At 43.3% G+C, this 23,021-nt stretch carries 26 protein-coding genes and 2 pseudogenes; 19 read left to right on the plus strand and 9 right to left on the minus strand.

Features of this window, described 5'->3' with window-relative positions:
* The first annotated feature begins 178 nt into the window (after nucleotides 1-178).
* The gene (locus IM475_RS12335) at nucleotides 179-1,468 is read left to right on the plus strand and encodes a glucose-1-phosphate adenylyltransferase (protein ID WP_002784562.1); all 1,290 of its coding nucleotides are present in this window, start codon (nucleotides 179-181) and stop codon (nucleotides 1,466-1,468) included.
* 272 nt (nucleotides 1,469-1,740) lie between these two features.
* Complete coding sequence (locus IM475_RS12340; RefSeq protein WP_287727739.1) at nucleotides 1,741-2,838, plus strand: patatin-like phospholipase family protein; 1,098 nt, start codon at nucleotides 1,741-1,743, stop codon at nucleotides 2,836-2,838.
* A 255-nt stretch (nucleotides 2,839-3,093) separates the two neighbouring features.
* On the opposite strand, the gene IM475_RS12345 is transcribed toward IM475_RS12340, so the two are convergent.
* The 3 genes from IM475_RS12345 to IM475_RS12355 are packed head-to-tail and all read right to left on the minus strand — an operon-like array spanning nucleotide 3,094 to nucleotide 4,973.
* Nucleotides 3,094-3,612, minus strand: a complete 519-nt coding sequence (locus tag IM475_RS12345; protein ID WP_287660354.1) for a TolB family protein — start codon at nucleotides 3,610-3,612, stop codon at nucleotides 3,094-3,096.
* The gene (locus IM475_RS12350; RefSeq protein WP_002732502.1) at nucleotides 3,609-4,145 is read right to left on the minus strand and encodes a TolB family protein; all 537 of its coding nucleotides are present in this window, start codon (nucleotides 4,143-4,145) and stop codon (nucleotides 3,609-3,611) included. The genes IM475_RS12345 and IM475_RS12350 overlap by 4 nt, the downstream gene beginning before the upstream one ends.
* A gap of 12 nt (nucleotides 4,146-4,157) precedes the next feature.
* Nucleotides 4,158-4,973, minus strand: coding sequence for a Ycf66 family protein (locus tag IM475_RS12355; protein ID WP_287727740.1), 816 nt, complete (start codon nucleotides 4,971-4,973; stop codon nucleotides 4,158-4,160).
* 690 nt (nucleotides 4,974-5,663) lie between these two features.
* Here IM475_RS12355 and IM475_RS12360 point away from each other — a divergent pair.
* The 5 genes and pseudogenes from IM475_RS12360 (at nucleotide 5,664) to IM475_RS12380 (ending at nucleotide 11,586) form a co-directional block, all read left to right on the plus strand.
* The gene (locus IM475_RS12360; RefSeq protein ID WP_287660356.1) at nucleotides 5,664-7,358 is read left to right on the plus strand and encodes an iron uptake porin; all 1,695 of its coding nucleotides are present in this window, start codon (nucleotides 5,664-5,666) and stop codon (nucleotides 7,356-7,358) included.
* Between the two features lie 151 nt (nucleotides 7,359-7,509).
* Nucleotides 7,510-9,285 carry a pyruvate kinase gene (pyk, locus tag IM475_RS12365; protein ID WP_287727741.1) on the plus strand — a complete coding sequence of 592 codons (1,776 nt, stop codon included), beginning with the start codon at nucleotides 7,510-7,512 and terminating at the stop codon, nucleotides 9,283-9,285.
* A 122-nt stretch (nucleotides 9,286-9,407) separates the two neighbouring features.
* On the plus strand, nucleotides 9,408-10,220 hold the full coding sequence (gene cpcE / locus IM475_RS12370; RefSeq protein WP_287727742.1) for a C-phycocyanin alpha-cysteine-84 phycocyanobilin lyase subunit CpcE: 813 nt from the start codon (nucleotides 9,408-9,410) through the stop codon (nucleotides 10,218-10,220).
* A gap of 55 nt (nucleotides 10,221-10,275) precedes the next feature.
* Nucleotides 10,276-10,389: pseudogene (locus IM475_RS12375) on the plus strand (DUF29 family protein); the annotation flags it as partial.
* Nucleotides 10,390-10,497: 108 nt separating this feature from the next.
* The gene (locus tag IM475_RS12380) at nucleotides 10,498-11,586 is read left to right on the plus strand and encodes a DNA methyltransferase (RefSeq protein WP_045360464.1); all 1,089 of its coding nucleotides are present in this window, start codon (nucleotides 10,498-10,500) and stop codon (nucleotides 11,584-11,586) included.
* 54 nt (nucleotides 11,587-11,640) lie between these two features.
* Here the strand turns inward: IM475_RS12380 and IM475_RS12385 are convergent, their stop codons facing one another.
* Entirely contained in the window at nucleotides 11,641-12,558 is a 918-nt protein-coding gene (locus IM475_RS12385; RefSeq protein WP_287660359.1) for a hypothetical protein, read from the minus strand.
* Entirely contained in the window at nucleotides 12,555-12,818 is a 264-nt protein-coding gene (locus tag IM475_RS12390; RefSeq protein ID WP_002774832.1) for a helix-turn-helix domain-containing protein, read from the minus strand. The genes IM475_RS12385 and IM475_RS12390 overlap by 4 nt, the downstream gene beginning before the upstream one ends.
* 208 nt (nucleotides 12,819-13,026) lie before the next feature.
* Here IM475_RS12390 and IM475_RS12395 point away from each other — a divergent pair.
* The 10 genes and pseudogenes from IM475_RS12395 to IM475_RS12440 all read left to right on the plus strand — a co-directional run.
* A pseudogene (locus tag IM475_RS12395) lies at nucleotides 13,027-13,290 on the plus strand (DUF29 family protein); the annotation flags it as partial.
* 141 nt (nucleotides 13,291-13,431) lie between these two features.
* Nucleotides 13,432-14,055, plus strand: a complete 624-nt coding sequence (gene cpcF, locus IM475_RS12400) for a C-phycocyanin alpha-cysteine-84 phycocyanobilin lyase subunit CpcF (RefSeq protein ID WP_287658117.1) — start codon at nucleotides 13,432-13,434, stop codon at nucleotides 14,053-14,055.
* 63 nt (nucleotides 14,056-14,118) lie between these two features.
* Nucleotides 14,119-14,892 (plus strand): ABC transporter permease, encoded by a 774-nt coding sequence (locus IM475_RS12405; protein ID WP_002761938.1) that lies wholly within the window; start codon nucleotides 14,119-14,121, stop codon nucleotides 14,890-14,892.
* A gap of 124 nt (nucleotides 14,893-15,016) precedes the next feature.
* Complete coding sequence (locus tag IM475_RS12410) at nucleotides 15,017-15,910, plus strand: ABC transporter ATP-binding protein (RefSeq protein ID WP_287727743.1); 894 nt, start codon at nucleotides 15,017-15,019, stop codon at nucleotides 15,908-15,910.
* 139 nt (nucleotides 15,911-16,049) lie between these two features.
* Nucleotides 16,050-16,526: a hypothetical protein gene (locus tag IM475_RS12415; protein WP_287658115.1), complete on the plus strand. Its 477-nt coding sequence runs from the start codon at nucleotides 16,050-16,052 to the stop codon at nucleotides 16,524-16,526.
* Nucleotides 16,527-16,723: 197 nt separating this feature from the next.
* A complete protein-coding gene (locus IM475_RS12420; protein ID WP_287727744.1) occupies nucleotides 16,724-16,879 on the plus strand; it encodes a hypothetical protein in 156 nt (51 codons plus the stop codon).
* Between the two features lie 84 nt (nucleotides 16,880-16,963).
* Nucleotides 16,964-17,245: a DUF2470 domain-containing protein gene (locus tag IM475_RS12425; RefSeq protein WP_287658113.1), complete on the plus strand. Its 282-nt coding sequence runs from the start codon at nucleotides 16,964-16,966 to the stop codon at nucleotides 17,243-17,245.
* Between the two features lie 54 nt (nucleotides 17,246-17,299).
* Nucleotides 17,300-17,512 carry a hypothetical protein gene (locus IM475_RS12430; RefSeq protein ID WP_287658112.1) on the plus strand — a complete coding sequence of 71 codons (213 nt, stop codon included), beginning with the start codon at nucleotides 17,300-17,302 and terminating at the stop codon, nucleotides 17,510-17,512.
* Nucleotides 17,509-17,862, plus strand: a complete 354-nt coding sequence (locus IM475_RS12435; protein ID WP_079208556.1) for an NINE protein — start codon at nucleotides 17,509-17,511, stop codon at nucleotides 17,860-17,862. The genes IM475_RS12430 and IM475_RS12435 overlap by 4 nt, the downstream gene beginning before the upstream one ends.
* Before the next feature lie 6 nt (nucleotides 17,863-17,868).
* On the plus strand, nucleotides 17,869-18,555 hold the full coding sequence (locus IM475_RS12440; RefSeq protein WP_287658111.1) for a helix-hairpin-helix domain-containing protein: 687 nt from the start codon (nucleotides 17,869-17,871) through the stop codon (nucleotides 18,553-18,555).
* Between the two features lie 15 nt (nucleotides 18,556-18,570).
* On the opposite strand, the gene IM475_RS12445 is transcribed toward IM475_RS12440, so the two are convergent.
* Nucleotides 18,571-19,347, minus strand: coding sequence for an SDR family NAD(P)-dependent oxidoreductase (locus IM475_RS12445; RefSeq protein ID WP_287727745.1), 777 nt, complete (start codon nucleotides 19,345-19,347; stop codon nucleotides 18,571-18,573).
* A 148-nt stretch (nucleotides 19,348-19,495) separates the two neighbouring features.
* On the opposite strand from IM475_RS12445, the gene isiD reads away from it, so the two are divergent.
* On the plus strand, nucleotides 19,496-19,708 hold the full coding sequence (gene isiD, locus IM475_RS12450) for a protein IsiD (RefSeq protein ID WP_104395925.1): 213 nt from the start codon (nucleotides 19,496-19,498) through the stop codon (nucleotides 19,706-19,708).
* 163 nt (nucleotides 19,709-19,871) lie between these two features.
* Entirely contained in the window at nucleotides 19,872-20,870 is a 999-nt protein-coding gene (locus IM475_RS12455; protein WP_287658109.1) for an adenosine kinase, read from the plus strand.
* A 203-nt stretch (nucleotides 20,871-21,073) separates the two neighbouring features.
* On the opposite strand, the gene IM475_RS12460 is transcribed toward IM475_RS12455, so the two are convergent.
* The 3 genes from IM475_RS12460 to IM475_RS12470 all read right to left on the minus strand — a co-directional run bounded on the left by IM475_RS12460 (nucleotide 21,074) and on the right by IM475_RS12470 (nucleotide 22,877).
* Nucleotides 21,074-21,448, minus strand: a complete 375-nt coding sequence (locus tag IM475_RS12460) for a DUF5615 family PIN-like protein (protein ID WP_042790260.1) — start codon at nucleotides 21,446-21,448, stop codon at nucleotides 21,074-21,076.
* Nucleotides 21,432-21,674, minus strand: coding sequence for a DUF433 domain-containing protein (locus IM475_RS12465; protein ID WP_002761871.1), 243 nt, complete (start codon nucleotides 21,672-21,674; stop codon nucleotides 21,432-21,434). Before IM475_RS12465 ends, IM475_RS12460 begins: the two co-directional genes overlap by 17 nt.
* 930 nt (nucleotides 21,675-22,604) lie before the next feature.
* Nucleotides 22,605-22,877 (minus strand): ParE family toxin-like protein, encoded by a 273-nt coding sequence (locus tag IM475_RS12470; RefSeq protein ID WP_043998982.1) that lies wholly within the window; start codon nucleotides 22,875-22,877, stop codon nucleotides 22,605-22,607.
* Between the last annotated feature and the right edge of the window lie 144 nt (nucleotides 22,878-23,021).

A 23,021-nucleotide genomic window follows, 5' to 3' on the forward strand; every position in this document is an offset into this window, starting at 1 on the left:
AATATTAATGATTTAGCCCAAAAATTCATGATTTTAGCGAATTTATCCGCAAAGACTCCGATCAATTCCCTCTTGATGACTTTTGGATCTAGATTTTTGTTTCCCCTCTATCAATAAGGTGCGCTATCATCCTACACTTACTTTGAGAAGGAAACAGCCAATCGCGAGGGTTACGCGCGTGAAAAAAGTATTAGCTATTATCTTGGGTGGCGGGGCCGGAACTCGCCTTTATCCGTTAACGAAACTGCGGGCAAAACCTGCCGTCCCCCTAGCGGGAAAATATCGCTTAATCGATATTCCCGTCAGCAATTGTATTAACTCCCAGATTGACAAAATCTATGTGTTGACGCAATTTAACTCCGCTTCCCTCAATCGTCACCTCAATCGTACCTACAATTTTACGGGTTTTAGTGATGGTTTCGTGGAAGTTTTGGCGGCTCAACAAACCATGGAAAATCCTCAATGGTTCCAAGGCACGGCCGACGCAGTACGACAATATATCTGGACGATGAAGGATTGGGATATCGATGAATATCTGATTCTCTCGGGAGATCATCTCTATCGCATGGACTACAGCAAGTTCATCGAACGCCATCGGGAAACCAACGCCGATATCACTTTATCAGTGGTTCCCATCGATGAACGTCGGGCCTCCGCTTTTGGGGTGATGAAAATTAATGATTCGGGGCGAATTGTCGATTTTTATGAGAAACCCAAAGGGGCAGAATTGGAAAGAATGCGGGTAGATACGACGATTTTAGGCTTAAGTCCCGACCAAGCTCGTCAAAGTCCCTACATTGCTTCCATGGGAATTTATGTCTTTAAAAAGAATGTTTTAATCGATCTGCTCGATGCCAATAAAGAACAGACCGATTTCGGTAAGGAAATTATTCCCTCTGCCGCTAAAGACTACAATCTTCAGGCTTATTTGTTTAAGGGTTACTGGGAAGATATCGGGACGATTGAAGCCTTTTATGAGTCTAATCTCGCCTTGACCCAACAACCAAATCCCGCCTTTAGTTTCTACGACGAAAAAGCCCCCATCTATACCCGTTCTCGCTATCTGCCACCGACAAAAATGCTCAATTGTACGGTGACAGAATCGATGATTTCTGAAGGCTGTATTCTCAAAGAATGTCGCATCCATCACTCGATTTTAGGTATTCGTAGTCGAGTCGGCAAAGACTGCACGATCGAGGATACAATGCTGATGGGAGCCGACTTTTATGAGTCTTTCCCCGAACGGGAAAGTCTGATCGGAAATGCCAAAATTCCCGTGGGTATCGGCCCTGGTTCCACTATTCGTCGGGCAATTGTGGACAAAAATGCTCGCATTGGTTCCAATGTTTTAATTGTTAACAAAGATCGTGTGGAAGAAGCTAATCGCGAAGATTTAGGTTTCTATGTTCGCAGCGGCATCGTGGTTATTTTCAAAAATGCCACTATTCCCGACGGGACAGTAATTTAATCTATCAGTTATCAGTTATCAGTTATCAGTTATCAGTTTTTCCATTTTTCTAGTTATTATCGCTTGAATATAGCCGCAGGCTGATGGCTTCAGCTAATTACCTAGACAATTCCCTTGAAATCCTATCCTTTTCTAGAAGTGATAGCAAAATCTCCCGAGCAGCTCCTCTGAAAATCAGAAAAATTTCTATATTTTTGCATCCGATTCTAGGTTTTCAATTAACCTTAAATTAAAAGCCTAGGGCTTAGATATAAGCCATTCAAAGGATATTTATGAAAGCCAAAATTGCGATCGCTTGTCAGGGAGGCGGCAGTCAAACTGCTTTTACTGCCGGTGCATTAAAAGCATTATTTGACAATAAAGTGGAAGATTACTTTAATATTGTCAGTCTCAGTGGTACTTCTGGCGGTGCTATCTGTGCCTTTTTCACCTGGTATGCTCTCAAAAAAGGTGATAGCATCGTTTGGAAAAGAATGATTGATTTTTGGGAAGATAATAGCGCTCGAACTCCCCAAGAACAACTATTTAATGACTCAGCCATTAAAACCCTAGAATTAGCCAGCAAAGGATTAATTCCCCAGTATAATCTCAGTCCTTCCTCTCCGATTACTAAAACCTTATTTTCCCTAGCTACCTACGGTTTACGCAGTCGCTTTACCAACTTTGATCAGTTACTAAGAGCGCATATTGATTTCTCTGAATTAGCCACTTGGGGAGCTAAACCCGAACCGCCAATTTTATTAATGGGGGCCTGTAATGTCCTGACAGGAAAATTAAGTAAATTTAACTCGCGCGAGGAAGCGGTTAAAATTGAACATATCCTAGCTTCTGCCTGTGTTCCTAACATTTTTCCTGCTGTCACCATTGAAACTATGGCCTACTGGGATGGACTATTTTCCGATAATCCCCCCATCCGTTCTTTAATTCGCCGTGAATTTGTCGGAGTCGAAAATATTCCCGATGAAATTTGGGTAATTAAAATTAATCCCACCTCTAGAGATAAGATCCCCGTGCAATCCGATGATATTGCTGATCGCCGCAATGAATTAGAAGGCAATGTTTCCCTATTTCAAAGTCTCGATCAGATTGACTTTCTCAATCAATTATTTCTTAAAGGAGCCTTTAAAGAGGAATTCTTGCGCGAGATCGAATTAAAAGAACCATTTAAAATTCCTAAATCTTTCCCGGAAGATCCCGATCAAGATTACCATATTCCTATGATCGAAATGTCGGCGGAATTAGCCAATAGTCTCAACTATGAAAGTAAACTTGATCGCTCTCCCGCCAATATTCAGCGTCTGATCGCTGACGGGGAAAAACAGGGAAAACAATTTCTAGAACATCGACTAAAAGCTATGGGTTTAAGATAAACTGTTCGTAATTTAAATTGCTTGTTGAAACGAGGCAAGAGGCAAGAGGCAATAGTAAAGGGATTGGGGGAGATTCGGCTAACCTAAGAATAAGCGGTTTAAATACATCTTAGCTTAGGGTTTGCTAAAAAAGTTCTTCCCGGTGGCGGTGATAAGTAGCTAGACACAATTAATTATACATATCTAACTACCTTTTGCCTTTTGCATGAGTGCCTTTCCTAACTAAGAAGTTAATTTTGTCCTATTACTTAATAATCACTGATTTTCATTGATTAATACCCGTCCAGATAGATCGTAAATCATAATATCCCATTGCCCATTTTTTGCCGCTTCAAAAGCCACTTTAGAACCATCGGCACTGATGATCGGATTGCGTACTTCCGCGAGCAGATCGGGAGCAATTTCCCTTCTCTGTTGAGTTTGTCGATCATACAGATAAATAGCCGTTTTTCCCTGACGACTAGCAGTAAAAACGATATAACGACCATCTTCACTAATGGAAGGACTAGAAGCGATCTGATCGAGAGAATTTAGTCCGGGTAAAGGCAGTAAACGGCGATCGATAGCATCAAAAAGATAGATAGCTTGGGAACCATTGCGATCGGAAGCAAAAACTAGATAGCGAGAGGCAAGATAGGGAGTTAATTCACTAGCAGCACTGTTTAAACTTCTCCCCCCTTGATCGAAAGGAAAAGACAATAAACTGGGATAACCCGCACATCCAGTTAACAAACTAGTTACAGCAACAAGACTAATAAAAAAATAACGTTTCACGGTTTGGGACTTTCAACGGGACTGCCATCGGCAATATCTAACTCGATATTCGGACCGCGATCGAGAACCTCCACATCCCATTGTCCCCGACGAGCGGACTCGAAGACAAGATAACGACCATCGGGACTAAGACGGGGATTTCGCAACCAACCGCGATAATTTTGACTCAATAACTCAGAGCGATCGGTAATGCGATCATATAAAGCGATGACGGGACGACCCTCAATAATCACCACATAAGCCAGATAACGCCCCGTTTGGCTTAAACTAGGGCTATCGGTAATTTCTTGACCCGTATATAATCCCCCTAGGGTCTGATATTGTTTTGTCTGCAAATCATAAAGCAGTATCTGATTACTACCGCGACGATTAGACAGCAAAGCCAGCCAACGACCATCACCGCTGAGGGCAGGTTTTTCGTCATTATAGCGACTATTTAGGGTTCCTGTAGATAAACCGGGGTTATTGAGATTACAACCGCCTATAACCCCTAAAAACAAGCAGATAAACAGGAAAAAGGGAGCTTTGGTCATCGGACCTACTCCTTAATAGTCAAACCTAGTCGGATTATCATTACTCGACTCCCGTTCACTATTATCCGGTCTCTCCCAATCTTCTTGATCGCTCGTATCCCTAGGATCGATCGGTTGATAATCGACGTATTCCCCTTTAAATGGCGGATCATCCTCAATTATTGGGCGAGGACGACGTTTTTGGCTAGTGCGGGGCGGTTTACTGCTCGTCTCTTCACTAGCGGGACGACGACGGGGACGGGGACTGGTTTCTTCCCAATCATCACCGCTACGGCGCTGATCATAAACATCTCGATCGCTAGTGGGAGAACTATTGCGGGGACGACGATTAGTCGTTTTGCGACTGCTGGTATCGGCTGGCCGACGGGTGCGGGTGCTGCGGGGTTCCTCGTCCTGATAACTAGAAGTGCGGGAAGAGCGGGGATCCTCGTAACCGCGTAAACGGGGATTATCTTCGTAACGTTCCTCCGGTTCGTAGGTGTCGAGGGGTTCTAATTCGGCCTGATATTCCCGACTCACAGGACGTTCATCCACAAAAGACGTGCCGCGGCGGGCCTGTTCCGTGGTTAAACCCCGCAATTTTACCGTCTCGAAGGCAAAAAACACCGCTGCCCCGGTCAGCAAAAATTGTCCAAATTGCAAAATCGGATCCAGTCGCCACCCTTGAAAAAGTAGAATCAAACCGCACAGTAAACCAACGGCGGCAAAAAATATATCATGATCCCTGGAAAGTTCCGGCCGCACCGAGCGCAGGAAGTATAATCCCGCTCCGGCCACTGCCAGAAAAATTCCTAAGATACTGGCCGAATTCAGCCCAAAATTGACCATCTTTATCTCCCTTCTCGGTGCTTAAATTCAAGAATCGAGTCTTTATCTATAGCCGTCAGCTTTCAGCAGCAATCTTGCTGTTTTTAACTTCTAGAGTCGAGCTATATTCTAACCCCGAAGTCTAGCACTATATCTATCATCCTCGATTCTAACTTACTCGATCGAGCCTAGTTTAAACAACTATTGTTAGGGAAGTGGGGAAGTGGTAAAGTGGGGAGACCACTTCGTGCGCGTTGCGGGGGGAAGTGGGGAAGTGGGGAGATTTTATCAGTGAACAGTGAACAGTAAACAGTGAACTGAAAACTCACATCTGATAACTGATAAGGCTGAGATTTTAACAAAATCTTTAGGGATTGCCCATTGACAGGATTGACTAAATGTGATATGTAGGTTTCGGGCATTTTAACGTGATTTCTTGATCACTTTTGAGCGATCGCTATTGTTGGGAAGTTAATCGCCGAAAGTCTGAAAGGAGGGATTTTCATTAATGCACATCATGGTTAATTTGTAAAGTGCGTAAGTCCTAATCTTAATAAGATCAGACAGAAATTTTTCTGTCATATCATAAAATTAACTTAACCTAGACAAGAGGGAATTAGCATAGAATGTGATTATAATTCAGGCTAAACATATAGTCTGTTTGTATTCATAGTCCATTCAATCCATAGAATAAGGTGTGAGGATTGACCCATGTCAAAACTATTCAAGAATTTAGTAAAGGTAACTCCTTTAGTATTAGGTGCTTCCGTGGCGGCTGCTGGCAGCGCAGTGGCTCAAACTATGCCTGGTACACCCCAACTCAAAGTTGATCCAGTAGCGCAACAACAACTTGATCGCATTCAACGCGCCCAAAATAGTCAGCAGATTAATACGGGTGTTTATCAGGGTTCCATGTCCCAGGTGACTAGCGTTAACCAACTGCGGGACGTATCTCCCACCGCTTGGGCCTACGAGGCATTAAGAAGCCTTGTGGAACGTTACGGTTGTATCGTGGGTTATCCCGACCGTACCTTCCGTGGTGATCGCGCCACCACTCGTTGGGAATTTGCCGCAGGTTTAAACGCTTGTTTAAACGTCATGGAACGTTTAATTCAAGATGGTGTCGGTGTACTCAGAGAAGATATCGATAAATTAAAACGTCTTGTTCAAGAATTTGAGACCGAACTAGCGGCTTTAGGGGCTAGAGTAGATAACCTTGAACAGCGCGTTGCTTTCTTGGAAAATAACCAATTTTCCACCACCACCAAACTCAGAGGCGAGGTCATCTTCAGTATCGCCGATAGCTGGGGGGGTCAAGCTTCCATTACCAATACCAACGGTACGGTGACTGAGGGCAGCAATCAAGATCAGACCCAAGCAGTATTTAATAATCGGGTACGACTCAACTTTGAAACCAGCTTCACTGGTAAAGATTTGTTAAGAACCCGTTTACAAGCGGGTAACTTTAATACCACTTTCAACCAAAACGGACCGACGAGAACCAACATGACCCGTCTGGCATACGATGATGGTCGTGATAACGATGTCACCATTGATGACTTGTTCTACCGCGCTCCCATCGGCACTCCCTTCGGTAACATCACCATTTGGGTTGGTGCTAACCAGTTAAACCTAGATGACGTTTTCATCACTGCTAACCCCTTCCTCGCCGATAGCGGTACAGGTGCTTTATCCCGCGGTCAACGCTACAATAACATCGTTTTCCGTGGTCCTTCGGGTGTTGGTGCTGGGGTCAGATTCAACATTGGCGATGTTTTCCAAGTCACAGGAACCTACCTAGCTGATGGTGGGACTAATGGTGCCAGCAATCCTAACCCTGGTAGCGGTTTATTTAACGGTTCCTACAGTGCGGGTGCTCAGGTTGGTTTCTCCTTCATCAAATTTGCCGATATTAACTTCGTTTACGTTCACAGTTATCAAACTGCAGCCAGTATGAGTTCTGGTTTATTCGGTAACGTCAGCAGCCCTCTCACCGAGCGTCCCTTTGGTAACGTTGGTACTACTGCTAACCGTTTCGGTCTTCAGGCGAGCGCCCAAGTTATCCCAGGAGTCTTAAATCTAGCCGGCTGGGGTGGTTACGCCGATGCTTCGGCCACTGGCGTTAACAATGCGATCGGAGACAATAACACTGGTATCTGGTCTTGGAACCTTAACCTCTCCGTTCTCGACCTCTTTGCCGAAGGTGCGGCCCTGTCCATCGGTGGTGGTCAAGTACCCCGTTCCGACAAGGAAGATGGCACTTCCTACATGGTGGAAGCTCAGTATAAGTTCCCAGTCACCAAAAACATCCTGATTACCCCCGGTGCCTATGCGATCTTCAACGCTAACAACCGTAATAACGACACCATTTTTGTCGGTGTCCTCCGGACAACTTTCCGTTTCTAAGCTGAGTTGACGGACTTGGTAAAACGGTGGGATTTATAGATCTCACCGTTTTTTTACTTTTAACTTTTCACTGGGTATAACCATTTATGAGAAGATGATCGGAGCGTCCCAAACGCCGCTATATTTACTTCGCCTATTTAGTTGCTTATCTATGCACTCTCTGTCTTTCCCCCGTCGCACTAAAATTGTGGCCACGATTGGTCCAGCCTCGCAAAATAAGGAAACATTACGTCAGATGATCAAGGCGGGGGCGACGACATTTAGATTAAACTTTTCCCATGGCGATCACGATTACCATCGTCACAGCATTAACCTGATCCGTCAGTTAGCCTTTGAACTCAATCAACCGATTGGCATCCTTCAGGATCTACAGGGGCCAAAAATTCGTTTAGGTAAATTTGCCTGTGGGTCGATTACCCTGAAACCGGGGGAACCGTTTATCCTTACTTCTAGGGATGTGGAATGTAATCAGGAAATAAGTTCCATTAGCTATCCCTCGCTCGCCCAAGAAGTCCCAGAAGGTTCGAGAATTCTCCTCGATGATGGTAAAGTCGAAATGCGGGTGGAATCAGTGGATCGTTTGAAAGGTGATCTTTCCTGTCGCGTGGTGGTTGGGGGTGTCTTATCTAGTAATAAAGGGGTGAATTTTCCCAACGTTTATCTGTCGGTGAAAGCGTTAACCGATAAGGACAAAAAAGATTTAATGTTCGGACTTTTGTGGGATGTGGATTGGATCGCCCTTAGTTTTGTGCGTAATCCCCAAGATATCCTCGAAATTAAAGAATTAATCGCCAGTGCGGGTAAATCTATCCCCGTGATCGCTAAAATTGAAAAACACGAAGCGATCGAGGAAATGGAGGAAATTTTATCCCTCTGTGATGGTGTTATGGTGGCCAGGGGAGATTTAGGAGTAGAATTACCAGCCGAAGACGTGCCAATCCTGCAAAAACGCCTGATTAATACCGCTAATCAGCTAGGCATCCCGATTATCACCGCCACTCAAATGCTTGACAGTATGGCCAGTAATCCTCGTCCCACCCGCGCCGAGGTTTCGGACGTGGCTAATGCAATTTTAGATGGCACTGATGCGGTCATGCTTTCCAATGAAACGGCTGTGGGTCATTATCCCATCGAAGCGGTGGCAACCATGGCCCGCATTGCCGAAAGGATCGAACGGGAACAGATCAATAGTGCCGCTCGCTCTAACAATAAACAATCGATTCCTAACGCTATTTCCTCGGCAGTCAGTCAAATTGCCGAACAATTGGGGGCAGCGGCAATTATTACCCTGACAAAAACTGGCTCTACTGCCCGTAATGTCTCGCGATTTCGCCCCAAAACCCCGATTTTAGCCGTTACTCCCCATCGAGAAGTGGCACAGCAGTTACAGCTAGTTTGGGGCGTAAAACCGATGTTATTACTCGATTTACCCTCCACCAGCCAAACTTTTCAAGTGGCGATGAATCTCGCCCAGGAAAATAACCTCCTGGCGGATGGTGAGTTAGTGGTGATGACGGCGGGAACTCTGCAAGGGGTGGCCGGTTCCACGGATTTAATTAAGGTGGAAGTGGTAAAATCCCTTTTGGGCAAGGGTACGGGTATCGGCCAGGGTGTGGCTAGTGGCCGGGCGCGAGTAGCCCATAATGCCCGAGAAGTGGGTAGTTTTAGTAACGGGGAGATTTTAGTCGTTCCCACCACCAGCGCCGAATATGTGGATATGATGCGGAAAGCTGGCGGAATTATCACCGAAGATACCGCGATGAATAATCACGCCGCTACTATCGGTTTAAAATTGGGTATTCCTGTCATTGTCGGGGTTAAAAATGCCACGAAAATTATCCGCGAAGGGGTGATCATTAGTCTCGATGCTCAACGGGGTTTAATTTATTCTGGTATTGGCAATGGCGCGGCAACTATGAAAAACTGAGTCGGTCGTCAGGAGCCGGTGGTCAGGAGATTATTTTTATTTATTCTACCTAGTCCCTGCTCCCCACTTCATAATTCATAATTCATAATTCACAATTCCCCAAAACCCATTTTCACTTGTCTATGAGCGATTCTTACTCTGCTACCGTCGATAATCCGGCCTATACTGTTGAACAAGCGATCGCTAATATCCAGCAAAGAGAAGACCTAGGAGCGCGTTATTATGCCGCTTGGTGGTTGGGTAGATTTCGTGTTCGTCAACCGGAGGCGATTTCGGCGTTAATTGCCGCTTTAGAGGACGAAAGCGATCGCACTCCCGACGGCGGTTATCCCCTGCGACGCAATGCCGCCAGCGCTTTAGGGAAATTAGATGATCTCAGTTGTGTTCCCGCCTTGATTGCCTGTCTCGACTGCGAAGATTATTATGTGCGCGAATCCGCTGCCCAGGCATTGGAAATGCTTCAGGATCAAAAAGCGATCGCACCTTTAAGGAAACTATTAGAGGGCGGCATCGAAGTGGCTGTTTTAGTGGCGGGAAAACCCCATTTAGTCCAACCCTACGAAGCGATTATCGAGGCCTTGGGAACCCTGCAAGCGAGGGAAGCGATTCCCCTCATCGAACCGTTTTTAAAGCATTTCGTCGAAAAAGTGCGTTATGCGGCTGCTCGCGCCCTCTATCAACTCACGACTAACCCCCACTATGGCGATATTCTGATTAAGGCTTTGCAAGGGGAAGAATTACAGCTGCGTCGTTCTGCTTTAATGGATTTAGGTGCTACGGGTTATCTGCCGGCTGCTCCTGCGATCGCTAATACTCTGGCGGAAAATAGTCTGAAACTGGTTGCCCTCAAGGAACTTTTAGAAAACCATCTAAAAAACAATTCTAGGGGCGAAAATATCTCCGAAATTCTCACTTTAATGGATAGTTTATTGTAATTAATAATTGGTTATTTTTTATCTAAATTCAAACTCATAAAATCCAGAGGTTTTTATGCTAATTCAAACCGATTATGTTAGGTGGCTAAACGAAACAATCACTCTGTTAAAACAAAAAAACTTTGATGAAGTTGACTGGGAAAACTTGATCGAGGAGATAGAAAGTTTGCTAGTCTCAGGCTAAGTTTCTAGGTCATTGGTTTATGGGGTAGCCAAATATCCTAAAACAGGATAGAGTATTGATATTCATACTGTTTATAAGACGATAAAAAAATCCATGGATATACCTGAGCCTTCCCATCGTCTGCCAAGTATAAAGAAGAATAAAGCAACAAGCACTGTTGGGCGTGGCAAAACTGTCCAACTTACTGAGAAACTAGCTTTTTCAGCTTGGAATAACAGCAGTGTTAGTCTGAGTCTTGGTAATAGCATTGAACATTATGATTCTTGGGAACAACCTATAGTAATAATCTCAGACGGAGGCTACGGTCTTTTAGGATTTGAAGGTGATACATCAGATCATCTTGACCTACCTGAATGGTATGAACCTCATGTGGAAGCTTGGTCTAAGTTGGCCTTGCCAAATACAACTCTTTGGTTTTGGAACTCAGAAATTGGCTGGGCTGTGGTACATCCAATACTTGAGAAATTTGGCTGGCGATATGTTAATTGTAATATATGGAATAAAGGAAAAGGTCATATTGCAGGTAATGTCAACACAGAGAAAATAAGGCGTTTTCCAGTGGTGACAGAGGTTTGTGTCCAATACGTTAGAGAAGTCAAAATTGCTGACTTAACACTTAAAGAATGGCTCCGAAAGGAATGGTTAAGATCAGGCTTACCTTTGCGTCAAGCTAATTTAGCTTGTGGTGTCGCAGATGCGGCAACAAGAAAATATTTTGACCAAGGACATTTATGGTATTTTCCCCCGCCCGAAATGTTTGAAAAATTAGTTTTCTATGCCAACGAACACGGAAACCCAGAGGGAAAACCCTATTTTTCTAAAAATGGCCAGCGTCCTTTAACAGGTAAAGAGTGGGAGAAGATGCGCTCTAAATTTAATTGCCCTCATGGTTTTACAAATGTTTGGGATCGTTCAGCTTTGCGCGATGATGAACGAATTAAGTCTAAGGATGGTAAAGCTGTTCACTTAAATCAAAAGCCACTGGATCTGATGAAATTAATTATTGCAGCTTCAAGTGAGGAACAGGATGTGGTTTGGGAACCATTTGGGGGGCTTTTCAGTGCCTCTTTAGCTGCCAATATCCTGAATCGAAAAGCTTTCGCTTGTGAAATTGACGAAACTTATTTCTATTATGGAGTCAAAAGGTTTAGTCAAGTAGTTCATCAATGTTCCCTTCTTTGATGCCAAGGTGTTCTCTTAAAGACGAAACTTATTTCTATTATGGAGTCAAAAGGTTTAGTCAAGTAGTTCATCAATGTTCCCTTCTTTGATGCCAAGGTGTTCTCTTAAAGCAGATTTAATTAACTCCTCTCGACGACTAGCTAAAAGCCTGTTCCACTGTCCAACTTTCATTCCAGAGAACTGTGTTCGATAAACACGCTTTTTAAAATCCTCAATTCCTGGATGTAAAATCCTGTCCATTTTGGCAAAATTAGTGTCTAATCTATATTTGAAGCGAGTGATCAGTTCCCGCAAGAGCATTTGATACTCTTGTGTCGGCTTATAAAGCCTGCCATCATTTCCCCAAGAATTAACTATTTCTTCAGCTTGAAATAGTTCTTTGTCCGTCCCTTGAAATTTGTATCCATTAGTATTTGTTTGTTGCAAATTTGCTCTCCTTTGGGTTGTATCTTCGGGTTCTAGAACAAGGTAATCAGGAGGATTATGATAATGATCATCTCTCGCTTTAGCCACTGAAAAGCCAGAGACAACGCATACATCTAGAATCTTGGGTTTGCCATAAATTACCGCTTCAGGCAGCCAAGCTATTAGAGAAACGTAGGTTTGATCAAACTGAAAATGATTTTGACTATCTTTGAAACGGGCTGTTATTTCAGTAGCTAATGGGAACCATGCTTTTATTTCTAATCCCGGGGTAGGCTGGATGCTACCCATGAAGACAGTATCAGGAAATCCTGGATCTTGCCTTTTCCATTCACCAAACGGCGCAAATATTTCCTGCTTATTCAAAAACTCAACAGTGTTAAATTCAATCAGATTTCCCAATAGTGGTGATAGCTTTGAAATTACTTTGGCTAAATTAACTGCTGCAGCAACCGATATTGGTCTAGCAATGTCTAATAGGTCAAATCTATGTCCAGACAAATCATCTAGATATTGCGATGCCAGGCTAATAACATCTTCTGTATTCATAACCCTTCCCCACAAGATGTGGACTGACAAGCTTGCTCAACTTGCTTTAAAATTTCGCAAGGATCTACACCGATTACACGACTAACCAGAAGGAACTCAACCACATCTAATCTTCTTTCACCATTTTCGTATTTGGCAACGAAAGATTGCGGCTTTTTGATGGCTTTAGCGAGGGCTGCTTGAGTTAAATTCGCATCCTTACGAGCGGCGATCAGGCATCGACGAAAGACATGGTACTCTGGGCTAAAAATAGATTTCATCGTGCTTTAATGAGCACAGGAGTTAGCATTTCCAAGATAAACCTATTTTAGAATAATCCCAAAATGGGATTTTAGGTTCCCTAGTACCTTAGTAAACAGCATAACACCCCCAGTGTAGCGGACGGTATGGAGTCTTTGGTACAATGGCGAAGGTTACTCGCTGCTGCTGATCTGGAACGATAGAAAGTTTGGGCAGAAGTCAACACACTGCCTCAAACTTTGCTATACTGATTACGTTGAAGATTATCGAGGTTGGCAAGAAACTATTAGGCGCAGTCAACGGGAACTAGAAGAACTTTTGAGCGATTCTCCTAGTTTAAAACCCTACTGGGAGCAAGTATTTTTAGATTGCTATGCCACGGCTTTAAAAAGCTTGCGAGATAACCCCGATTATCAATCCTTTAACTTTCCCAATGATTGTCCTTTTCCCCAAGAAATTAGTCAGATTTTACAGAAAAAAGTTTGGCGATAAAATTATCTTTAAAAGTTTGTTGGCGGTGTTAGGAGTCAGGAGATTATTTTTATTTATTCTTCCCACTTTATAATTTATAATTTATAATTTATAATTCATAATTCCCACACCCCAACTCCTCATCCCCTCCACTGATAACCAATGCTTCCTACCGTTGAGACTTTAATTATTGCCGTCGAAAAAGCCGACTCAGCCAATGAGTTACTAACCGCCGTGGAAAACTTAGCCGCCGCCAAAAGTGAAGCGGCAATACCCACCCTCACCGATGTCCTGAGATATAATAACCCTGGTGCCTCCGTGGCAGCAGTGGACGGTTTAATCGCCATCGGCAAAGCGGCGGTTCCCTACTTACTGGCCAACCTAGACGGTTATAATTATGGGGCGAGAGCTTGGGCAACCCGCGCCCTAGCGGGAATTGGCGATGTGCGAGGATTGGACTTATTGCTTGATGCGGCGGTGAGTGATTTTTCCTTTAGCGTGCGGCGAGGGGCGGCTAGAGGCTTAGGAAATATAATTTGGTCTGATTTGGAGAAAAGTCGGGTTTCTGAGGCTCAGAAGGCTGTTTTTGCGGCACTGGAGAAACTTTCGCAAGGAGACCCAGAGTGGGTGGTTAGATATGCGGCGATTGTCGGATTGGAGGGGTTAGGAACTGCGGCGGCGGCATTTCGCGAGGCTATTCGGGAACTTTTAGCACAGATTCGGGAGACAGAAGCGGAAATAGTGGTAAGATTGCGTGCCGATCAAGCTCTGGAACACTTACAATAAGCCTAAGTCACAAAGTAGAAAAACTCATTTCTCTACAGGGAGAAACAATTACACTAACATTCTATGAAATATTGGCAGGAAATTTTAGCGATCGCTCAACGAATTTTAGTGGAATTAATCCGGCGCGGGCGTAGCTTAATCCTCTGGGGCATTTTCCCGATCCTTGTCCTGCTCTTAAATGGCTATATTATGGCAGAAAAAGGCAAAATTGAGCTTGCCGAGGCGATGGCTCTGGCTACTCCTCCCACCCTCGTCGGGGCGGCACTTTTCTTTAGTTGTTTGGGGGGAACCGTGGCGACGGTAGTGGCAGAAAGGGAACAACAAACGATTAAACGGTTATTTTTATCGCCTTTAAGCGGTGTTTCCTATTTTATCGGCATTTTTCTCGCCCATTGTGCGATTGCCGCCTGTCAGACAGTTTTAGTTTATTCTATTGCTAAACAGTATGGAGCCACTTTTAAAGGCTCAATTCCTCTAGAATTATTAATTATTTTCCTTAGTATCACCGCCTATGTGGGTTTAGGATTTATCCTCGGTACTCAACTGGCGAAAAGAACGGAAGATGTTAATGCTTTGGTGGGAACTTTTGGGGTTCCTTTATTAATTTTAGGCGGCGTTTTTCTCCCGACTGCTTTATTCCCCGATAATATTCTATCTCTGGCTAAATATAACCCGATCTACCACATGAATGAAGCTTTAATTGCTGTTTGGGCAAAGGGCGAAAATCTGCAAGATATTAGCTCTCATTTTCGCTTTCTTTGTCTTTTTGCTCTAGCTATGGTAGCAGGTGGTTGGCTTACCTATCGACAAATGTTAAACCTTGAACGCCGACTGTAAATCAGTTATCAGTTATCAGTTAGAAAAGGCAAGAGTATTGATTAATTTGTCTTCCCATATCTTCCACTCCCTAATCCTGTCCCCTGTCTCCTGACTCCTGACTATCCTTGTTACTTTATTAAAAATGCTGACTATTAATAATGTCAAAAAAAATTACGGAAGACGCTTAGTATTAGATCAATTAAACTTTCATATTGAAGCGGGGGAAATTTACGGTTTACTCGGTCCCAATGGTGCGGGAAAAACCACCACTATTAACTTAATTTGTAATTTATTAAAACCCTCATCGGGAGAAATTACCTTTAATTATTTGCCAATTTCCCGAGTTACTAAAGAATTAATTGGGGTTGCCCCGCAAGAAAATTTATTGTACAAATCCCTTACTTGTGAGGAAAATCTCAACTTTTTTGCTCAGATTTATGGACTCGATCGCCACCAGCGTCGTCATCGGATTAAAACCAGTTTATCCGCAGTAAATTTGCTTGATCGCGCCCGTAGTCCGGTGGAAACTTTAAGCGGTGGAATGCAGCGCCGGATGAATATTGCCGTGGCTATTGTTCATCAGCCAAAATTATTAATTCTCGATGAACCAACCACCGGTTTAGACATCGAATCTCGCTATGAAATTTGGGATTTAATTGGAGAATTACGGCGACAGGGAATGACAATTTTATTAACTACCCATCTCCTCGATGAAGCACAGCGTCTCTGTCAACGTATCGGCATTTTAAAACAAGGTCGTATTATTGCCGAAGGTAATTTAAATCAGCTGCGTCAGCATATTCCTGCTAAGGAAATTATTATCATGGATACCCAGGATCAAGAAGCAGCAATAAATCGAGGTAAACAATTAGGATTTACTCCCAAATTTTACGGAAAAGATTTAGCTTTTTTGTTACATGAACATCTAGAATTAAGCGAGATTATTCGGGCATTCGACGGCATTAATATTGATTCTATCTCCCGTCAGACGATACAGTTAGAACATATTTATATGGAAATTATGAATCAATTTTAAACCCGTTTTTGAAAATTCAGGTTGATGGTCGGCATTTTTTCAGTAATTGGCCTCAATTAAGCTAAATCGCCGTTTTTTTTACCGTCATGATCATCTATAATTTTTGGATAGGTTCTATTAATTGGAGACGGAATCAATAATGAAATTAACCTCTATCACTGGGTTATTGAGTCTATCGGCGGTATTATTAAGCTCACATCTACCGGCAGCGGCGCAAAATTGTCGGCCACTTTCTTTATTAGGGGGTGAGGGTAGTGAAATTACCAAAACCGTCTCGCAACCCACTATTCCGGGGCCTTTCGGTGTCACGATAACTCGTAATAATTGGAATACCGATTGGGCAGTGCCGGGGGGGAGACGTTTTCAGAGGTTTATCGTTACGGTTTCTGTCCCCCGGGCTGCCTCCTTTGATATCCGGCTGTTTCTCAAGTATAGCGATCAAACTAACGAGGAATTTTTTAATACTAATGGAGTACGAATCGAACCCGATAAACCCTTAACAATTACTGCCACAGTACGGGCAAATGATCAACCTTTTTTAGTCAATCTTTTTGTCAATGGTATTCAGCACATCGGTAATACCTACACCGCTTCTGTTGTCGGTTGTGAACGATAAAATATATAGGGTGTGCTGAAAAAGTTTTTTCTGGGGGCAGGGTGTGGGGTTTTAAGCTAAGAGGCATTTTAATCGCCTATCCTTAGATTAGCTGAATCTCTCCCAATCCCTTTACTATTACCTCTTGTCTCATCTCAACAGGCAATTTAAATGCGCGGGTAGCCCCGGATCTTACTCTCTACCCCGATTGACCTTAAGTGGGACAATTAGATCAATGCACAGTTAAAACTTTTTGTCAAGAAAATAATATTAAACTTATTATTGATGTCTGCCATGCCCACGCCCAAATTATCTGGCAATTAGCGATTAATTACGCTACCCTAACTAATATCCCCCCATTGGCCTCGATTTAGAACTGGCTTTTAGCCGTCTCCACTTTAATTCTCCCAAAAAAACTAGCAATTTTAACGATATTATCGATCTTTTTCGGAAATATTATGTCTGAAACTATCACTCCCGCCATTAGCGATCGCATCTGTAAACACATGAACAAGGATCACGGTGATGCCGTGCTTTTCTACGCTCAAGTTTACGGTAATATTACCGATGCAGAAACCGCTCAAATGCTCTCCATCGATCCCCAAGGCATGGATTTAGCCGTAGAAAAATTAGGGGAGAGTCAAACAATTAGAATACCTTTTGAGCGCATCCTAGAATCAGCCAAGGATGCCCATAATATCCTCGTTGAGATGCTAAAAGTTAATCAAAGCACCCCTTGACAAAGACCGATTTTGCCACCATCACCGAAAAAGACCAACCTAGAGAATTAGCCCATGAATCAGGTTAACAGTACGGGAGTAAAAATACCCAAGTCTGGCTGGCGTTTACTGCCCTTTTTAGTCTTGGGTGTGCTAGTTTTTGCCTTTAATTCCTCCCTAGAATTAAATTATCTGGTTAAGGGTTATATTACTCTCTTGGAATTACAGGCAGGCATCGTGGTTTTATACTTTCTTTTGGCTAAATTAGGGAAATCTCAAAAATTATGAGAAATAGAACTATAGCGGCTTTACTAGCCTTTTTTCTCGGTTATCTTGGCATCCATAAGTTTTATCTAGGGGAGAATTTGGCAGGTGTTCTCTATCTACTTTTCTTCTGGACTTTTATCCCTGGCATCATTGCTTTTTTTGAATTTATTGGTTTAATCATCATGTCAGATCAAGCTTTTGATGCTAAATACAATCCTAACTATCTCCCCAGCAATACAGAGCGAGGACTGCCGGAATCAGGCCAGCAAAAAACCGCTACTTTACTCCAGCTTAAAAAACTTTACGATCAGGGAATTATTACTGCTGAAGAATACGAAGAAAAACGCAGAAAATATTTAGATTCTCTTTAAAAAAATATGTCTAATCTCTCTCCTCGCCCTCCCGAATCTTCCGAGTGGATCTGGCTGTCTTTAGTCCCAGTTTTCGGTGGGCTTGCCATTGCTAATGCTGGCAAAAAAACTAATAACCAAAGTTGGTTATCCGTCGGCATTGCTTTGACAATTATCTCCTTTATTTTCCTTACACAAGAGGCTTTTATCGTAATTTGGTTTGCCCAAATCGGCCTGGGTTTATACATACGTCAACAGCTTAATTCCCATCCAATAGCTTCGGCAAATAGAATCGATTCTAGACAGTCATCCTCTCCTCTCGAAAAAATTGATATTAACAGCTGTTCCACCAACGATCTGGTTTATAAATTAGGGTTGCCGATTGTCTATGCCAATGATATCGTTTCTGTCCGTAATGAAGGACATATTTTTACCGATTTAGAAGAATTACACTTCCTGGCTGGTTTACCGGAAAATTATCTCAAAAAATTGGAACCTTTGATTATCTTTGCCTACGATATTCGCCAAGAAGTTGAGGTTTCTTGGCGTTGTTTAAACTACTACTCCGTTGCGGAATTAGTCAATCTCGGTCTTGACTTTTCCCTGGCCGATAAAATTGTCGCCGAAAGAGAAAAAAACGGTGTCTATCGTTCGGCCATCGAAGTGAGAAACCGGACAGGTATTCCCTTAAAATCCTATCAGCAATTGCTCTAATTAGCTTAATTCTAGTTATAGCTTGAATTGCTTTTCTATCAAAGACACGATCCAACTTCTGGGTAAAAAACGGGGCAGATTGACGATAATTTTATTAGCAAATTTACCAGCTACCACGTTGGGGCGCTTGTTTGCCAAGGCGGTTAAAGCCTCTTGTACCACCACTTCCGCCGAATCTAACCGGCCGTTTTTGCCCATAAAAGCCCTGGGAAATCGGGCCACCTCAAAAAAATTCGATTCCGTCGGACCGGGGCAAAGAGCGAGGATTTCAACGCCTTTGTCTTTATTTTCTGCCCAGAGAGACTCGCTAAAACTGAGGACAAAAGCTTTTGTCGCTGCATAAATGGAAAGATAGGGCAGCGGTTGAAACCCAGCAATGGAAGCAACATTGATAATTGCCCCCCCAGCACCAGCAAGCATCGGACGGAGAAAATAGTGGCTTAATTCCACCAATACCAGATTATTTAACTGGATCATTTCTAACTGTCGGGCTAAATCCTGCTCGCTAAAAGCACCATAATCACCAAAACCGGCATTATTGACCAGTAAATCAACGTTGATTCCTTTTTGGTTCACCGTATCATATACCAGCTTTCCTGCCCCGGCAACGGTCAGATCTTGAACGATAACTGTCACTTTTACCCCGTATTGTTTCTCTAATTCCGCTGCTAATTGTTCTAGTTTATCCCTAGATCTAGCGACTAAAATTAGCTCCATTTGCCGTTGAGCAAGTTGACGAGCAAAGACGACACCGATACCGGTGGAAGCGCCAGTAATGAGGGCTGTTTTCATAAAAGATCAACTAAAAATAGCTCTTTTGCTGGAATCTTACCACAATTACCCATCCATTTACAGTTCTTAACTTGGCGGGGAAGGCATTTTTTCAACTCAGAATATATGTTAGGCTAGAAAAAGAACAAAGGTCGAGGGAGGTGCAGAAATGACAGTTATAAGCTTCACTGATCAAGATATTGCCAAATATACCGCCGCTGATATGGCTTCTTTAGCCGAACGACTAGAAAAAGATGAGTATAGTAACCCTTTCGAGGCTTTGCGGGATTGGCATCTGTTGCGAGCGATCGCTTTTCAAAGGCAGGAATTAGCCGAACCTTATCTTTATCTGTTGGATCTAGAAGCCTACGATGAGGCTTAAAGTGGCTTAGTTAAAAAAACTTAAGATAAATTAGCCGGTGTGTGAGACTAGCACACCGATAATTTTTGTTTATGGTATTCTCCGGCTGAAAAAAGCCCCTAGCTTTTTGCTCCTTATTTCCCTACTATCAATAACAAAGTATTTTTAGGCGATCGACTAAATTATGGGCAAACAATACAACGTTTATGGGATCGGTAACGCGCTTGTCGATATGGAATTTCAAGTCTCCCCTGAATTACTGCAAGAATTAGGCATCGATAAAGGAGTGATGACACTGGTGGACGAAAATCGTCAAACCCAGTTGATGGAAAAATTGGCTCTTGATTGTAAACGCAGCGGTGGCGGATCGGCGGCGAATACCCTAGTAGCGATCGCTCAGTTGGGGGGTAGAGGTTTCTATTCTTGTAAAGTGGGCAATGACGAATTAGGTAAGTTTTATCTGCAAGATCTGCGGGCCTGTGGTTTGCATACCAATGAACACGGCGGCGAAAAAGAGGTGGGAATCACGGGAAAATGTCTAGTTTTTGTGACTCCCGATGCCGATCGCACCATGAATACTTTTCTCGGCATCACCGGGGAAATTTCCGAACGGGAATTAGTCCCTTCAGCGATCGCTAATGCCGATTATCTCTATCTCGAAGGTTATCTCGTCACCTCTCCCACTGCCAAAGCTGCCGCTATTAAAGGGCGAGAAATTGCTCAGGCTGCTGGAGTCAAAACCGCTTTATCCCTGTCGGATCCCAATATGGCGATCTTCTTCCGAGAGGGATTACTGGAAATGATCGGAACGGGGTTAGATTTCGTTTTCGCTAATGAGTCGGAAGCTTTGACTATTTCCGGCAGCGAGGAAATCGAGTCAGCGATCGCCTATTTTAAAACCATTGCCAAAGGATTCGCTATCACCCGGGGTGCCAATGGTTCTTTGATCTATGATGGCGAAAATCTCCTGGAAATTGACTCCCATCCCGTACAAGCGATCGATACCGTCGGCGCGGGGGATATGTACGCAGGTGCGTTTCTCTACGGTATTACCCACGGTATGGGTTACAAAGGGGCGGGAAATCTCGCTTCTCTAGCGGCTGCCCGGGTGGTTTCTACTTTTGGGGCGCGTTTACAAACCGAGGAAATTCAATCCCTGCGCGATTCGATCGTTTTGGGATAGGTTTTGTCGGTGATCAGCTTTCAGTCAGTGGTCAGGTTTTTTCTCTCTGCTCCCTGCTCATAGACAGTCTTAACCAGTAATTTAGATAGTTATACTAAATCCTGTTTAAAAGGTATAGGAGAGTGGGGAGAAGGGAGCGGGTTTTTCAAGTGGGATTGGGAGTTAATCATGCTATTAAAAACCGATTCAGTATAACGTTTCCGTTAGACATCAGACACTAATGGTAAACGACGAATACGAATACGGCTTGGCTCAACCGTAATGGCTGATCCTTGTTCTAAATCCTCCTCGCACTCAGCGATTACTGTCAACAAAAGATTCGTAAGTGCTTGGGCGCGTAATCTTTCAACCCGAATGCGAATGACTGAAGGAGTATTCGCCACATCAAGTGCCAGCAATGTATGGAAATCCGCATCGAGAGTAGCAACAACCCGTCCCTCGTCTCTAGCCCTTTGGATAATGTCTGAGTCTTCAGCTTCAGACATCCCTATTTGGCCAACATGAATAGTGTCGATCCCAGCATCACATAATAAAGTTGCCGCAGAAAGCGGTAGTCCCTGATCAAGCAACAGCTTCATAGCGATTAGGAAGTTCAATGATGCGATCATCCAAGTAAGAAGAGGCAAAAATTAGGGCTTGTCGAATATCTTCATCCTCCAGTTCGGGAAACTCTTGATGTAATTCTGCTCGATCGGGATAAGTTGCCAGTAGCTCAATCACTCGACGAACCGTAAGGCGAAGATTACGGATGCAGGGTTGCCCATTCATACGGTTTGGATTGCTCGTAATACGATCTAGTTTCATTAGAGTAATTCTATTGCTTCATGATCACTTTAACCTTTAGCGGGGTAAGCAATGCCTGAAAAACATCCTCCACATATCCATTCTCCGTCATCAGATAAACCGTCACCCATACTATCCTTATATCACGTCCAAAAGCCTGTTAGCCAGATTAGCCCACACCACACTTAAACCCACAGCTTCAATCAATGGGCATGGTGCGTTCCCCAAAATCGATCAGTGGAGCAGTAGCACTTGCATTAGGGAACGCACCCTACCAGATCGGCGATCGCACTACCGTACAGTCATCGATTATAACAACTCACGAATTCCCTAAAGACCCAGCCCCAAGTTCTGTAGACACCTTTGTAATAACCACCTACTAAAACCCAAGGACGACCTTGCCGGTCATAAGCTGTCTCATGTATGTAGACTTCTCTACCATTACGCAAGGCATTAACTACTTGTCCATTTGGTCTGTCACGAACGTTAAGAGGAGTACCAGTAGGGTCTGTTACTTGACAAACTCTTTCTGCTTTTACTGGTTGACTGATCACCATCCAAGCCAAAAGAGATAATGGAACCATCATAAAACTATTACTTCGCATATCTCTATTCCTAACGTGATTCTCCATTTTTTCAGAGAAAGATAGACTCTCTCTCACCAACCGAGAAATCCTTTGTCGAACGGAAACTTTCCGTACAACACTCTCTGGGGTAACGATATGGGTCAACCTTCTGTATATCACTCCATTTAGGCGCGATTGCAAGAACTTTTCCCTATATCAACTCCAAAAGCCTGTTAGCCAGATTAGCTTACTGCAAACAATCTCCTTTAAGGAAAATTATCACAAAAGCTTTGCGTGATTATAGCAAAGATTCTTAGATATGACTGCACTTTATCACAAAATTTCACTATTATTTCGGGTGCGGTGATTTGTTATGTTTCTTGGTTCACAACTTCTTTAACAATTTGTCATACTCTGCGTGAGAGCCTATCCAAAACCAAACAATTACATTCTTACTCTTGATTCTTCCTAGCGCTCTCCAACCTATACCGACTCTGATTGACCAGATCTGGTCTTCTTGATTGACCTCCTTAAATTCTAAGCTTGGATGGCTTGGGTTATCTTGCCATAACTTGTAATTTTTTCTGGCTGTTCTTTTCACTCTGTCTGGTAGCTGTTGAAATAAGCCGACGAAATCTGGATTTAGTTCCGACTTCATAGCTCATCAAATCCCATTTCTTCAGTCTGTCCGTTTTCTGAATCCGCAATAGCTTTCTGAGCAAGTTCTTTGAGAATTAAGCTGTCTTGGGGTTTAGATAATGTTTCTTGCCATTTGATTTCATTTTCGATGTCTTCAATAAAC

The sequence above is a fragment of the Microcystis sp. M061S2 genome, assembly GCF_020245605.1.
Lineage (GTDB): Bacteria > Cyanobacteriota > Cyanobacteriia > Cyanobacteriales > Microcystaceae > Microcystis.

Bases quoted from the DNA above. Each gene is read 5' to 3' on its own strand.
- IM475_RS12340 (WP_287727739.1), top strand. From the start codon at position 1,741: ATGAAAGCCAAAATTGCGATCGCTTGTCAGGGAGGCGGCAGTCAAACT.
- IM475_RS12350 (WP_002732502.1), bottom strand. From the start codon at position 4,145: ATGACCAAAGCTCCCTTTTTCCTGTTTATCTGCTTGTTTTTAGGGGTT.
- IM475_RS12355 (WP_287727740.1), bottom strand. From the start codon at position 4,973: ATGGTCAATTTTGGGCTGAATTCGGCCAGTATCTTAGGAATTTTTCTG.
- IM475_RS12360 (WP_287660356.1), top strand. From the start codon at position 5,664: ATGTCAAAACTATTCAAGAATTTAGTAAAGGTAACTCCTTTAGTATTA.
- pyk (WP_287727741.1), top strand. From the start codon at position 7,510: ATGCACTCTCTGTCTTTCCCCCGTCGCACTAAAATTGTGGCCACGATT.
- cpcE (WP_287727742.1), top strand. From the start codon at position 9,408: ATGAGCGATTCTTACTCTGCTACCGTCGATAATCCGGCCTATACTGTT.
- IM475_RS12380 (WP_045360464.1), top strand. From the start codon at position 10,498: ATGGATATACCTGAGCCTTCCCATCGTCTGCCAAGTATAAAGAAGAAT.
- IM475_RS12385 (WP_287660359.1), bottom strand. From the start codon at position 12,558: ATGAATACAGAAGATGTTATTAGCCTGGCATCGCAATATCTAGATGAT.
- IM475_RS12390 (WP_002774832.1), bottom strand. From the start codon at position 12,818: ATGAAATCTATTTTTAGCCCAGAGTACCATGTCTTTCGTCGATGCCTG.
- cpcF (WP_287658117.1), top strand. From the start codon at position 13,432: ATGCTTCCTACCGTTGAGACTTTAATTATTGCCGTCGAAAAAGCCGAC.
- IM475_RS12405 (WP_002761938.1), top strand. From the start codon at position 14,119: ATGAAATATTGGCAGGAAATTTTAGCGATCGCTCAACGAATTTTAGTG.
- IM475_RS12410 (WP_287727743.1), top strand. From the start codon at position 15,017: ATGCTGACTATTAATAATGTCAAAAAAAATTACGGAAGACGCTTAGTA.
- IM475_RS12415 (WP_287658115.1), top strand. From the start codon at position 16,050: ATGAAATTAACCTCTATCACTGGGTTATTGAGTCTATCGGCGGTATTA.
- IM475_RS12425 (WP_287658113.1), top strand. From the start codon at position 16,964: ATGTCTGAAACTATCACTCCCGCCATTAGCGATCGCATCTGTAAACAC.
- IM475_RS12430 (WP_287658112.1), top strand. From the start codon at position 17,300: ATGAATCAGGTTAACAGTACGGGAGTAAAAATACCCAAGTCTGGCTGG.
- IM475_RS12435 (WP_079208556.1), top strand. From the start codon at position 17,509: ATGAGAAATAGAACTATAGCGGCTTTACTAGCCTTTTTTCTCGGTTAT.
- IM475_RS12440 (WP_287658111.1), top strand. From the start codon at position 17,869: ATGTCTAATCTCTCTCCTCGCCCTCCCGAATCTTCCGAGTGGATCTGG.
- IM475_RS12445 (WP_287727745.1), bottom strand. From the start codon at position 19,347: ATGAAAACAGCCCTCATTACTGGCGCTTCCACCGGTATCGGTGTCGTC.
- isiD (WP_104395925.1), top strand. From the start codon at position 19,496: ATGACAGTTATAAGCTTCACTGATCAAGATATTGCCAAATATACCGCC.
- IM475_RS12455 (WP_287658109.1), top strand. From the start codon at position 19,872: ATGGGCAAACAATACAACGTTTATGGGATCGGTAACGCGCTTGTCGAT.
- IM475_RS12460 (WP_042790260.1), bottom strand. From the start codon at position 21,448: ATGAAGCTGTTGCTTGATCAGGGACTACCGCTTTCTGCGGCAACTTTA.
- IM475_RS12465 (WP_002761871.1), bottom strand. From the start codon at position 21,674: ATGAAACTAGATCGTATTACGAGCAATCCAAACCGTATGAATGGGCAA.
- IM475_RS12470 (WP_043998982.1), bottom strand. From the start codon at position 22,877: ATGAAGTCGGAACTAAATCCAGATTTCGTCGGCTTATTTCAACAGCTA.